Origin of the sequence: Microcystis sp. M049S2 (assembly GCF_020245625.1) — a bacterium.
Classification (GTDB): Bacteria; Cyanobacteriota; Cyanobacteriia; order Cyanobacteriales; family Microcystaceae; genus Microcystis; species Microcystis ichthyoblabe_A.
Map to the genome: position 1 here is coordinate 1 of NZ_JADBUN010000013.1, position 13,121 is coordinate 13,121.

At 44.6% G+C, this 13,121-nt stretch carries 12 protein-coding genes; 3 read left to right on the forward strand and 9 right to left on the reverse strand.

Annotated features, from left to right (window positions below):
* Positions 1-337: 337 nt before the first annotated feature.
* On the reverse strand, positions 338-1,585 hold the full coding sequence (locus tag IM496_RS01135; RefSeq protein WP_287660993.1) for a DUF4912 domain-containing protein: 1,248 nt from the start codon (positions 1,583-1,585) through the stop codon (positions 338-340).
* 410 nt (positions 1,586-1,995) lie between these two features.
* Here IM496_RS01135 and IM496_RS01140 point away from each other — a divergent pair, with 410 nt between their 5' ends.
* Positions 1,996-3,333, forward strand: coding sequence for a histidine phosphatase family protein (locus IM496_RS01140; protein ID WP_287660994.1), 1,338 nt, complete (start codon positions 1,996-1,998; stop codon positions 3,331-3,333).
* A gap of 152 nt (positions 3,334-3,485) precedes the next feature.
* On the opposite strand, the gene IM496_RS01145 is transcribed toward IM496_RS01140, so the two are convergent.
* The 7 genes from IM496_RS01145 to IM496_RS01175 all read right to left on the reverse strand — a co-directional run bounded on the left by IM496_RS01145 (position 3,486) and on the right by IM496_RS01175 (position 9,871).
* Positions 3,486-4,157 carry a PEP-CTERM sorting domain-containing protein gene (locus IM496_RS01145; protein WP_502861301.1) on the reverse strand — a complete coding sequence of 224 codons (672 nt, stop codon included), beginning with the start codon at positions 4,155-4,157 and terminating at the stop codon, positions 3,486-3,488.
* A gap of 344 nt (positions 4,158-4,501) precedes the next feature.
* Positions 4,502-6,010, reverse strand: coding sequence for a C-3',4' desaturase CrtD (crtD, locus tag IM496_RS01150; RefSeq protein ID WP_287660996.1), 1,509 nt, complete (start codon positions 6,008-6,010; stop codon positions 4,502-4,504).
* 187 nt (positions 6,011-6,197) lie between these two features.
* Complete coding sequence (gene thrB, locus IM496_RS01155) at positions 6,198-7,115, reverse strand: homoserine kinase (protein WP_194013534.1); 918 nt, start codon at positions 7,113-7,115, stop codon at positions 6,198-6,200.
* Between the two features lie 2 nt (positions 7,116-7,117).
* Positions 7,118-7,828, reverse strand: coding sequence for a superoxide dismutase (locus tag IM496_RS01160; RefSeq protein WP_194013536.1), 711 nt, complete (start codon positions 7,826-7,828; stop codon positions 7,118-7,120).
* Positions 7,829-8,056: 228 nt separating this feature from the next.
* Complete coding sequence (locus tag IM496_RS01165; RefSeq protein ID WP_194013538.1) at positions 8,057-8,638, reverse strand: PEP-CTERM sorting domain-containing protein; 582 nt, start codon at positions 8,636-8,638, stop codon at positions 8,057-8,059.
* Between the two features lie 368 nt (positions 8,639-9,006).
* Positions 9,007-9,681 (reverse strand): TIGR04283 family arsenosugar biosynthesis glycosyltransferase, encoded by a 675-nt coding sequence (locus IM496_RS01170; RefSeq protein WP_194013540.1) that lies wholly within the window; start codon positions 9,679-9,681, stop codon positions 9,007-9,009.
* Positions 9,668-9,871, reverse strand: coding sequence for a hypothetical protein (locus IM496_RS01175; protein WP_104396918.1), 204 nt, complete (start codon positions 9,869-9,871; stop codon positions 9,668-9,670). The genes IM496_RS01170 and IM496_RS01175 overlap by 14 nt, the downstream gene beginning before the upstream one ends.
* A gap of 41 nt (positions 9,872-9,912) precedes the next feature.
* On the opposite strand from IM496_RS01175, the gene IM496_RS01180 reads away from it, so the two are divergent.
* Positions 9,913-10,329, forward strand: a complete 417-nt coding sequence (locus IM496_RS01180) for a CoA-binding protein (protein ID WP_194013542.1) — start codon at positions 9,913-9,915, stop codon at positions 10,327-10,329.
* A 47-nt stretch (positions 10,330-10,376) separates the two neighbouring features.
* On the opposite strand, the gene IM496_RS01185 is transcribed toward IM496_RS01180, so the two are convergent.
* On the reverse strand, positions 10,377-12,230 hold the full coding sequence (locus IM496_RS01185) for an iron uptake porin (protein ID WP_194013544.1): 1,854 nt from the start codon (positions 12,228-12,230) through the stop codon (positions 10,377-10,379).
* A 387-nt stretch (positions 12,231-12,617) separates the two neighbouring features.
* On the opposite strand from IM496_RS01185, the gene IM496_RS01190 reads away from it, so the two are divergent.
* Positions 12,618-13,004, forward strand: a complete 387-nt coding sequence (locus tag IM496_RS01190) for a hypothetical protein (RefSeq protein ID WP_194013546.1) — start codon at positions 12,618-12,620, stop codon at positions 13,002-13,004.
* Positions 13,005-13,121 lie beyond the last annotated feature (117 nt).

Here is a 13,121-nt window from a genome sequence, read left to right on the forward strand (position 1 = left end):
TAGACCTCTTGCAAAAGTCTTAAGTCGATCCTTGTACAGCAACATTTTTGAAGATTATCAACTACTAATAAATAATTAACTCAAAGTCCCTCCCATTATTGTTTCTATCGTTTGTTTTCGGATTTATGCAAGAGGTCTATTACCATTTTTCTTTATTTGTGGCAGGTATCTTACTTCCCTATCCCTTTCTGGCAGAGTAGTTGCGGGTAAAGGCAATTAACCATCTTTGCCATTACTTTTGAAAAATGGTATTGTATTCCCCAAAAAAAATCCCCTAACTAAATCTCAGTTAGGGGGAAGTAATTAGGTTGGCTTTGGTAACGTTAGAAAACCCGATCTAGAACAACCATTCTAGAACCGCCTCATCTTTAGTGTTGGTATTGCGAGAGGGGGTTTCCCTGGTGAATTTCATGTGGATAGAACGATTTTGTTCACCATCGGCGGCTACGGCCATAATCGGATAATCGATTAAACCATCTTGAAAGGACATCTGATAGCGGAAAGTGCCATCGGGATTGAGTTTAATCGGACGACCACCGATAGTTACGGTGGCATCCGGTTCGGTGGCACCATAGACGATTAATTCTGCATCGGCAACTAACCAGAATTTGCGCGGACGTTGTAGGGTTTCCGAAGCACCCATACCGATACCAGAAGCAGTCATCCCGATACCGGAAGCGGTTAGTCCCGATACCGTGGGAACTGCCCACATACCAACCCCGGAGGGGAATACATAAGAACTGATCACTTCCGACATCGGTACGGAACCAGCGACGTGCTGCATGGAACCAAACAAGGAACCGGCCACCCGTAGGGCTTCCATATCGCCGACACTCTCGAAAATTTGGTCGTAGATGGGGCTAGTTCCCGTGCTTCCGGCGCTGCTGCCGTAGCGTTTGCTGGGGGGAACGAGTTCGTAAACAGTTTTACCCACCAGTTCTTCTTCCCAGTTAACGGTGACAAAAATATCTTCAATCCAGTCGGAAGGATAGACGGGAGGAATCCGCACTAAAGGAGAACGGGCCAAAACTAACCAACGACCATCGGCACAACGATAACCGATATCGATAACATAATCTCGATCGCTGACTGGAATCGGTAAATACCATTCCCGGGCTAATTCATCACAGAGATATTCTTGGACACTGTGGGCGCCTTGGCTATTGAGATCGATATCGGTGACATCATAAAGACGCAGGGCTAATTGTTGTCCCCCTTGACGACGCAAATCTTCTTTCGATTCGTTGGGGATATCCCAGTAAGCATAGGCCCACTGGGGATCGCGAGGTAACAGGGTAATGCGATTTTCCCCGTAGCCCCCGGGCAGATCTCCTAAACCATCATCCACCGAACCTAGGATATCTTCGATCGGGTTAGCTTGACCTAATTCAAATTTTGCTGCTTCCACTGGTTTTTCCTCTTTAATAATAGATTTAAAATTGCCGCTTACTCCCATAGCTTGGGTAATTGCCTCGATTAACTGCGTTTTCCGCATCCGACTGTAACGAGAGATGCTGTATTGACTGGCAACTCGTCGCAGTTGCCGCAAGGTCATCTCATCTAAGGGGGGGTATTCTGGAACCATGAGTTGACGCTCTCCGATTAGTTACGACGGCAAATGTTTTTGAGCATTTGCAAAAGCAGTGATCTGGGTAATCCTTCCAACTACTCATCGATTGCTTTGTGAACGAGAGATCCACTCGATGGGGATCAAGGGAATCGCTTGTTATAAATACCTATTAAACAGTAAGATTCCGATTTTGACCAAGTACATTGTCATGATTTCTTGATAAAAACGCCAAACCCTTGATCCCAAAGAGATTTTCATGTCAGGAAGTTTTGATACGCTGTGCTGCCTTGAAACTGCATAAGGAAATTTTAGTACAAATGCTCGCCGATCTCCACTGATTACTGATTACCGATTACTGATTTGTACTCCGATCCCGATCGCCTGTAATCTGATATTGAGACTTTTAGTTAAGGAGACTGAACCGCTTGGCTACCCGTGTGATTATTGTTCGTCATGGACAAAGCAGTTATAACGCACAGCAGAAAATACAAGGTCGCAGTGATGGCTCGGTTTTGACGGAAAAAGGGCATCTGGACGCGGAAAAAGTGGGAAATGCCCTCAGTCAAATCGATATCGCCGCTTTTTACTGTAGTCCTCTCCAAAGAGCCAAATCTACTGCTGAGGTGATTCAGTCTCGTTTAAATAACTCTCCCGTCATTCAACCCACTTCGCAGTTACTAGAAATCGATTTGCCTATCTGGGAAAATATGGTCAAAGAGGAGGTAAAAGCTCAATACCCGCAAGAATATCGGGATTGGCACCAAAAACCTCACGAATTTAAGATGATACTGCCCGATGGTCAAGAACATTATCCCGTTCTCTCTCTCTATCAACAAGCGCAGGATTTTTGGCGAGAAATTATTCCCCAACACGAGGGCCAAACTATCCTCATTGTTGCCCATAACGGCATTAATCGCTGTTTAATCCTCAGTGCCATCGGTATTCCGGTTTCCTTATACCATTCCCTGCAACAATCTAACTGTTGCGTTAATGTTCTCAATTTTACGGGTGATTTTGGTGATCCTGTTCAGGTGGAATCCCTCAATCAAACGGCACACCTAGGGATAGCTTTACCCCCACCACGTCCTCCTTTCCAAGGATCGAGGCTGCTGCTGGTGCGTCACGGAGAAACCCAATGGAATCGGGATAAACGTTTTCAAGGTGTGCGCGATATTCCTCTCAATGATAATGGCAAAGCTCAAGCTGAGAAAGCCGCCGAATTTCTGCGAGAAACGGCGATAAATCACGCTGTCACCAGTCCTTTGTCCCGTCCCAAGGAAACTGCCCAAATTATCCTGCAATATCACCCCGATGTCACCTTAGATACCCAAGGGGATCTGACAGAAATCTGTCACGGACTTTGGGAAGGTAAATTAGAGGAGGAAATTGAAGCGAGTTTCCCCGGGATGTTAGAAGACTGGAAAAATGCCCCGGAAACCGTGCAAATGCCGGAAGGGGAGAATTTACAGGAAGTTTGGGATCGAGCGATCGCTTGTTGGCGGCAAATCGTTAAAACCTATAGTAATAGTGATAGTCCTAAGACAATTATGGTAGTAGCTCACGATGCCATTAATAAGGTGATTCTTTGTTATTTATTGGGTTTAAAACCCGCTAATTTCTGGAATATTAAACAGGGAAATGGCGCGGTTAGTGTTATCGATTATCCCAAAGGGGTTGACTCTCAACCGGTCCTGCAAGCAATTAATATTACCTCTCATCTAGGATCGGGAATACTCGATCGCACGGCAGCTGGCGCTTTATAACAGTTATCAGTTATCAGTTATCAGTTATCAGTTATCAGTGGGTAAGTTAACAGTTATCAGATTTGAGTTTTAAGTGAGCAGTATGTGGTAAGTGTGCAGTATTAAATAGCAGTTTCTTGCCATCTTTTCACTGATTACTGATTATCAGCCAGTCAGCTGCCCTTGGCTTTCTTAATTAAGAACAGACTACCCCCAAGTATGGCGAAAGCAGTAACCATATTGGGTTCAGGAACTTTGGTAGCAAAAGAAGCATTGTCAATACTAAAACTATCGACAGCTGTTGTATTATTGGCAAAGATAACAGAACTAAATTCTGCTGTCCCGATAATACCGAGAAACCCATTCTCTCCACCAATTGTAGGATTGATAGAAATAGTTTGGTCTCCTGTGCCATCGAAATTGCCAGTAAGAGTTAACTCATCAATGCGGGAAAACTCAGCACCAAAAGCCAACACGGTAGCAGGAAACTGCCAGGTTATGGTATCAGAAGCACCCGGAAGTGTACCGGAAGCATTATCGTAAACACCAGAATTGACACTGTTGTTATTAAACGGAGGATTAGGCAGTGTGGGAGGAGCGGAATTAGTGGAAACAATCCCTGAATCTAGGGTAATTGACTGTGCCGAAGAAATAGTATTGCTAAAGGTATCGGTGGTAATCTTGTACGAGGGGTTAGCGGTAATCGCCGCTTCCCAGGCAGTCCGATTTGTATAAATGGTATAAGCACTCACAGAAGACACGCCAACCAGCAGTAGGGTTGCTGTCCCTGTGGCGAAAGCTAAAGAATTAAGGGCATTGAGCTTCACTAGGTTATTTCCTCTCATTAAAGGTGAATAAAAACCAGAGTATCAGAGCAGGTACGAAAAATCCTCTCATCTTTGTAAGGAATAATTACAACCCACCTTCCACACTTCTTAACATTCAATTGATAATTTTTACTAATACATTGCTTACAACCCTTTGCCAGTAAAGATTGTAGCTACAAGGATCGATTTTCATCAAGGTGAAGAATTGTAATTTGTTTTCTCAGAAAAAATCAATTATTGAAAATGTTCTCAATAGTAGTTTCTACAATGAAGCTTTTTCGTCAAAACATCTTGGGGAATGTAAAAATATATAAAGGCATATGAAGATGTGCGGAATGTCGGATTTAATTCCACCCACCCACTTAACTAGAAGCTAATAATTGATTCTCAATCTGTCTAACTACCGTTAGTGCTGAATAGCTGACTCCGGCAGTGCCTTCTCCCGGATGGGTGGAATCTCCCACTAACCAAAGATGGGGGATCGGAGTGCGCGTCGCTACTCCAAAAGGGCCAAAAGTGGACAATCTTTGACCAATACCGCCGACAATGCCCTGATTTCGCCCCGTAAACCGCTCAAAAGTGCGAGGTGTAGCTGATTCGATGTGAACGATGTGATCAGGACTAAGATGGAAATAATTACCGAGACGCTCGATCGCCTCTTGGGTGTATGCTGCTTTTAATTGCTGATAATTATCTTCTCCTTTTTGCCACCAAAGACTGGTATCAGTGAAGGAAGAAGCAATAATCGTCGCTTTTCCCACTGGAGCGCGGCCATCCCCTTCTTTACTCACGGAAACAAACAAAGAGTTATTTTCGCCGATTATGCCATCGTAATCGTAGAGAAATTGCAAATGGGGGGGACAATCGGGGGGAATAGCAGCGCGATCGACTCCTAAGTAAACCACAAAAGCAGCGGATGCGGGGGGAAGTTTTTCGATTCTCCGGTGATAAAGACTGGGAATGGCTTCGCGATCGATTAATTGTGGTAAATTTTGGATCGGGATATTAGCCACAATCTCATCGGCCATTTCTGAATGTATTTGGTCATTTTTTTGATTTCTGACGATAATTCCAGTGGCTTTCCCCTTTTCTGTCAGTATTTTTTCCACTGTGTGGCGCATTTGCAATTTACCGCCGTATTTTTCCAAAGCTGCTACTAGGCGATCGCTTAATACTTGCATACTACCCTGAAGGTGGGATAAACCTTGGGGAGACTGAGAAACTGCTAAAGCGGTGGCGGCATAAAGTAAAGCGGTTTCATCGGCAGTAACTTGGGAATAAAGCTTTAACTGGAGATCAAGAAAGGTTTTTAGGCGTTTATCCCTCTCTAAGCCGTATAATCGCAGAGCATCGCCCACAGTCATCAAAGTAAAGGGGAAGGTAATGGCAGTATCTACACGCAAAGCGGCGATTAATTGCCCTAAATCCCACCAGTTGCGCGGGGGTAAAACTGGATCGCGACTTTGAAAACGCCAACTTGCTTGAAAGAGTTTTTGTAATAATTGCCAAAAAGGTTCGCTGCCCGGAAATTGTTTTTGTCTTTCCTCTTGCCACTTTTGCGGATCGCGCCAGACATTAATCGGAGTGGTTTCCCCCGGCAGAAAAACGGCACAGGCAGGATCGCAGGGGACAGAATCGGGTAAATCTATCCCTAATTCGGCAAAAATGCGCTGATGAATGCCCCCTACTTCTAATCCTGCCACTTGAGTTGCCCCCACGTCAAAAGTAAAACCCCGACGGGAAAAAGTCGAGGCACAACCCCCAGGTACAAGCGCCTGATCATATACTGTGACTTGATAACCTCGACGCGCCAATAATGCCGCCGCCGTTAGTCCGCCAATCCCTGCACCAATAACGGTAATTTGCGTCATTTTCTTAATAATTAGGGTTTGCTGAAAAAGTTTGTTGGTGGGGTTAGGAGTCAGGAGACAGGAGACAGGAGACAGGAGACAGCTTTTTTCTCCCCACTTCCCCACACCCCACACCCTACACCCCACACCCTACACCCTACACCCCACACCCCACACCCCACACCCTACACCCATCTGCCAGGGACTCTTAACAGTTTACTTGCGCCCCTAGGGTGTCTAAAGCCAAAATTTTGGCACTAGAGTTAATCCCCACTTCCTCCCAAGCATTGGTCATCTCTGTGGCTGTTTTTTGGGCATTGTCGGGGTTAGTTAAAGCCAATAGGCTCGGACCTGCGCCACTAATTACCATCCCGTAAGCACCCGCGTTAATGGCGGCTTTTTTCACCTTTTCGTAACCCGGGATCAAAGATTGGCGATAGGGTTGATGCAGTTTATCCTCTAGGGCAATTCTCAGCCAATCGCCGTTACCCGTCTCCAATCCCCGCAATAATAAACCCAAGCGGGAAATATTGAAAATGGCCTCCTGACGGCTAATTTTTTCAGGTAAAACCGCCCTAGCTTTTTCCGTAGCCAGTTCAAAATCGGGAATCGCCAAGACGGGAATGAGATTTTTTTGCCAAAATACTTGACAAATAGCCCAATTTGTGCTATCCCCTGCCGATAGCTGACAGTTGCCCCGCAAAGCTGGCACCACATTATCCGGATGACCCTCCAAGGCGATCGCTAATGCTTCGATTTCCCCCATAGATAAAGGATTTCCCGCGCATTGATTGGCAGCCACTAACCCACCGACAATAGCAGTGGCAGAACTACCTAAACCTCTAGCCAGAGGAACCCCTAAACCGATCTCGATGGCGATAGGGGGCGGATTCTGTCCTATTTTTTGATAAACTTGCAAAAAAGAAGTGTAGATTAAATTATCAGCACCTTGGCTAACTTTAGCTGATTCATTTCCCTTGACACTAATGCTGACAGGGTTAGCTGTTGTTGCCGGCAGCAGGGTAAAAGTAAACTGATTATATAGGGTTAAGGCCGCTCCGAGACAATCGAAGCCGGGCCCAATATTAGCAGTGGTAGCGGGAACTGTTACCGTAAAAGTTGACATGGTTAAGCTTTTGCCTGAAGATAGCGGCGATTTACCTCCTCCCAGTTAACCACATTCCACCACTGTTTTAAATATTCAGCCCGTTGATTACGATATTTTAAGTAATAGGCGTGTTCCCAGACATCATTGCCCATAATTGGCTGTAATCCCATCATTAGGGGGCTATCTTGGTTAGCGGTGCTGATAATTTCTAGTTGTCCTGACTTATTTAAAACCAACCATGTCCAACCACTACCAAAAAGTTTAGTACCTGCTTGGTTGAAAGCATTTTTAAATTCCTCGAAACTGCCAAATTTAGCGATTATTGCCGCTCCTATTTCTCCTGTTGGTTCGCCACCGCCATCGGGGGACATAATCTGCCAAAACATCGTATGATTAAGATCGCCGCCGCCATTATTGCGGATAGTGATGCGAAGATCGGCGGGTAAAGAGTCAAGATTTTTAATTAATTCTACTACTGTTTTTTTCTGCAATTCTGGATATTTTGCCACTGCCGCGTTGAGATTATTAACGTAGGCTGCATGGTGTTTATCGTGATGAAATTGCATCGTTTCCTTATCGATATAAGGTTCTAGGGCATCATAGCTATAGGGTAGGGCAATAAGACCATAGGGACCAGTAGCAGCAAAAGCGGCACGGTTAAAACCGGCAAGAGTGGCTGTGCCAAGGGTAGCACCTAAAAGATAGATAAATTGACGGCGATCAAGAGACATATTCTCAGAGCAGATGTTCCGATTATTAATTATCCTATCGATCGGTGCCTTGGCAGAGAAAAGTTTTAATTTTTACCTGTCCGCTATAAGATGTCAAATTTTTTGAGTAATTGCTGGGGAATTTTAAAAAAATTGTTTAGTCAAATTAAGAGTTAAATTTGGAAGGTTTCTAGAGCGCGTTTTTCCTCAAGTTGGAATGGTAAACATCCCATCCCCACACTTGTCAATTTATCGTTTTTGTTTGAATTGAGAACCGATGCCCAAAAGTCCTAAACCCAATAATCCTAAAATTGCCGAAGGTTCGGGAACCGGAGTGACATTGATGTTATCAAACTGATGAAACGGAGATGCCTGAATCCATCGAACAGATACTAAATTAGTGAAGCTAGAATTAAAGGTAAAAGTTTCTAGGGTACTAAGAATTGCATCGGTAGTAAAAGCTTGGCTAACGGTACTAGAATCGGCCTTTGTTCCTGTAAAATTGACAGTCACACTATAACTACCATTGAGGCTAGTTAGTTGAATAGAATTTAAGTCAAATAAGCCTCCGCCATTTTGGGTTAATCTGGTGATTCCATTTTCCGTACCATTGAATAATGCGGTAGAACCAGCGTAACGAGGTTCCTGAGTGCCAAAAACTCCAAAGGGATTAGGAGTAGACAGGTTATCTAGGGTAAAACCGTCTTCGGTATAGGTAAAACCGACACCATTAACTATTGGGTTATTTTGTTCTAAGCTTTGAAAATCGATAATTACAGCTTGGGCGGCTTGGGAGGGAGCTAGGATGGCTAGAGTTGCCCCCGCTACCAATAAGCAATGCTTACCCCCCCCGCACTTTTGATTATTTTTGTTAATGTTTGCGACATGGAAACCTCTTCCTTAGTAAGTCTTCTCGGATTATATAATTGTATTTTTCAAAAGACTGGCAGTGCCTGCTACAAATAAGTAATGCTTACCCCCCCCCGCATTTTTGATAATTTTTGTTAATGTTTTGGCCATGGAAACCTCTTCTTTGGTAGGGTTTCTTCAATTGTATAATTGTGTTTGCCTCTCTTGGATATTGGCTGAAAAATGTTCACAATGTCACATTTTGGGCGCAAGCAGTTCGATAAACTCACTGACCACGTTGCGCCCCTACATTGCACAATAACCTCAAATACTTTTTCAGCAAGCCTTTATTACCATAAACGATAAAAACTTTTCAACAAATGCGGCGGAATTTTTAGATAATAACCAATAATAACTAATTGATTAACTAAGGTGGTTTTGCCAACTCCTAATTTTTGCCAACGTCTTGCCGAGGTAATCACCGCAGCAGAAACTATGGCTATTTTACCCCTTTTTTTTAATCTTTGTATTAATTCAAAATCTTCCATAATTGGCAACTCAGGAAAACCGCCTAAATCGGCAAAGATTGAGGCTTTTAAAAATATTCCTTGATCTCCATAGGGAAGAGAAAAGCAGCGAGAACGCCAATTAACTAATTTTTCCACTAAACGCAGAGTTTTTTCCTCTCCATCAATTTTTAATTCAAAGGCCCCCGCTACTATCCCAGATTGGGATAAAGTATTGATAATTTGTTTTTGAAATTCATGGGGAAGTAAAGTATCTCCGTGCAGAAATAACAAAATATCTCCTTTCGTTATTTTTGCTCCTAAATTCATCTGAAATGCACGACCTTTACTATAAGAAATAATTACTTTCGCTCCCAATTGTTCGGCTATTTCTCTAGTTTTATCGGTACTTCCCCCATCGACAACAATAATTTCTACTCCCGCACCTATCTGTTTTAACGTTGCTGCAATTCTTAACTCCTCATTAAGAGTCGGAATGATAACACTAAGATAATTCATCAGGTTTTGTACTAACTAAAGTCAGAGGATTTAGGGGCGACCATCGGGTAAATTTTCCTACAGATACCGAGGGATTGATTGGGATGTGTAATAACTGTTTTTCCGGTAAAAAAGTTAAACATTGCTGCCAGTTCTCCAGAGTGGCTAAAGCTGCCGTCAAAAGTCGATGCCAAATTAGGTTAAACTTCATCTTTATCAGAAACGAAACTCTGTTCTAAGATAGGTGGGACAATGCCGAATATTAAAGGAGACGATGGTGCGCTCAAAACCATCTTCAGCAATAGTAAAATTATCGCAGTGGTCGGGCATTCTGAGAAATCGAGCCGCGCCAGCTATCAGGTGGCCAAATTCCTGCAAGCGGTGGGTTATCGAGTCTATCCGGTCAATCCGATGGTCAAGCAAATTGACGGTCAAAGCTGCTATCCTTCTCTAGAGGCTATCCCCGAACCTGTGGATATTGTTAACGTTTTTCGTCATCCTGATTATTTACCTGAAATTGTCGAGTCAGCTATTGCTATTCGGGCTGCTACTCTTTGGACACAATTGAAAATTTATCACCCAGTTGCGGAAAAAAAAGCGATCGAGGCAGGTTTAAATGTGATTATGGATGCTTGTATCCAGATAGAATATCAGCGTTTATTTCCCTAAAACAAAACCCCACCATGGGTGGGGTTTCGGGTTTAATTTAGGAAATCCTAGAAGGTAAAGGTGCCGCGAAGGGTGCCAATCCACTCGTTACCAGTGCCTTTGAACTGTTCAGGTGCAGAAATCCAGATGACACCGGGGGTGATAGAAATATTGTCGGTGACTTGGTACTTGTAGAACAATTCAACGTGGTAGGGAACGATGTTAGATACTTTTAGCCCCATGTCTCGGAAGCTTAAGTGACCAATGTAGGGCTGGGCACCAGCAAACAGACCTAAGATATTTCCTTCTTTACCTAAGTCGGGGAAGGCAATACCAGCACCGTAGGTCCACACTTCCGCATCACCGAGACCGAGTAAACGCACGGTGGAGTAGGAACCGAAGGCACTCAAGCTGGCGAAACCAATATCCACTGCACCGGTTAAACCGTAGCTATTGGATACTTTGGCTCCGAAGTTGAAGAAACCGACTTCATCCTGTAGGGTTACATCTCCAGGAGGGTTGCCGTTGACGTTGAGCAGGGTGTTTAACTGAGTTTGGGAAAGGTTAGCCGCGGAAGTCCCCGTTACACCACGAGTACCACCGTTACCGAAGATGGCGGTGTCAGCACTTTGGTAAGCGTTAACGTAGGTGAAGCCGACGTTGAGGAAGTTAAAGAGGTTAGCGTTAATCTGTGCTAAAGCTGCGTAGTCCCCGTTAAAAAGACCGTTGCCTGGATTGGGGTCAGCAGGGGAAGTAGCACCACCGGCTAAGTAACCTAAAGATAGGGAAGTTGGACCGACAATGCTTTGGAGGAAGCCTAACTGTAGGCTAACACCAGCCCCAGAACCACCACCGATACGATAGATGGGGTTTTCGGAAGCGAAGGTAGATAGCGCACCATTACCACCGTCGAAGTCTTCAAAGAAGGGATTAGTGGTGGGAACGAAGTCATTCCAAATACCACCCCAAGCGGCGACGTAGGTGTTGAAGCGACCAAAATAACCTAAGTCAATCGGGGTATAGTAGGCCAACCAGTCGAGAACCACATCGCTACCGTTACCCGCAGCGGTCCAAGTTTGGAATAGGGAAGGGCTTTGCAGATTATCGAATCTGACGGAAGCGGGATCACCATTTTGCAGTGTGGTGGTGGATTTGTAATCAAATCCAAAGGGAGTGGCACTACCCGCCGCTAAACGGGTTTTCAACACGTCCTGACCGGTGAAGCTCGTGTTTAACAGCAAACGAGCGCGGTATTGCATGGCGGCCTGGGAGGCGGGGCTACCAGCACCGACCGTATCGGTGACAGCGAAGATAACTTCCCCAGCTAATTTGGTGGTGGTGGAGAATTGGTTATTTTCGAGGAAAGACACCCGACCTTCTAAGTTGTCAACTCTAGCTCCTAAAGCTGCTAACTCGGCTTGGAACTCATCCATCAAGCGCTTGAGAGCGTCTAAGTCTTCCTTGAGGACGTTGACACCATCTTGAATTAAACGTTCCATCACGTTTAAACAAGCGTTTAAACCAGCCGCAAACTCCCAACGGGTTAAAGCTCGGTCGCCCCGGAAGGTGCGATCGGGATAACCAACAATACAACCATAGCGCTCCACAAGGCTTCTTAGGGCTTCATAAGCCCAGGCAGTGGGGGAAACATCCCGCAGTTGGTTAACGCTGGTGACTTGATCGATGGTGTTGCCCTGTACGGGTGCAACTTGACCTTCGTTACCGTACTGTTCGATCTGATTGAGTAGTTCGCCAGTTCCTGCACCGTTGTCCTGAACTTGAGCGATTTCTAGATTGTTAAATTCGGTAGAAACACTGGTAGATTTGACGGGATCGAAGCTACTAGCATTAGCGGAAGCTACCAGAGTAGCCCCTAAAATCGCTGGGCTAACCAGCAATGATTTCCAGAACATTCTTAACATGATGGTTTTTTCCTCACACCTTATAGGTTGACTACACAGTTTGATGACGCATATAGCCTTACTATTCTTTTGCCATTATACACGATTTAATTGCTTAGGGAAAGATGCGATCTCATTTTTTTCCCTTGACCGGTTGACAAAGTGGCCACCCTGTCGCTCCTAACGGCACTTAAACAAAAACTAAAGTAGGTTAAAATCCTTACAGAGAGAAGACTTAAGCTCAAATAACAGCCTCATTTAGACGAGTCGGGCAAGGTTCTGTAATTTTGATAACGACGACTGAACTGAGTTGTCGTCAGGTTAATTGATGATTTCTGTAGTGGGACTCTTATAAGGAGTGATGTCTAATGGGCAAAACTTAACGCCGATAAAAACAGAGACAAGACCATGAAACAAAAAAAGATAGCCAATACACTGCGTAAAGCCTTGCTAGAAGATGGCAAGATGGAACGCGCTCTCTATGAATACGAATTAGAAGAACACATAGACTACTGGTACAAAGGCCTCAAGTCCGACCGTGATCAGTTTGTCTTTGCCATCACGGAAAACTCCGGTCACGTGGCAATGGTATTGATTACGCCAGATAAAACTATCTACGTCAATGAGGAGGCGCGAGAGAAACTCTCCGAATTCTGGACAAAAGCTTATAGGAATAATATAAATCGATTAATTCCCATGATGGCGGACAATTTGGCCAATGATATTATCTCGGTGACAGGCGTTAAAATGGTGTCCCCCAACCAGAAGCGGCGCTGGGTTAGTTTGCGCCCGTAGAGTTAAAGTGAAGAGATGACGGGAAACCCTGAAAAACTATCCGCCCTTACCAATTACTCGGCAAGGGCGGTGTAGCGGGTCATCAGAATCGACACCAGACTGCCGGAAGGAACTCCA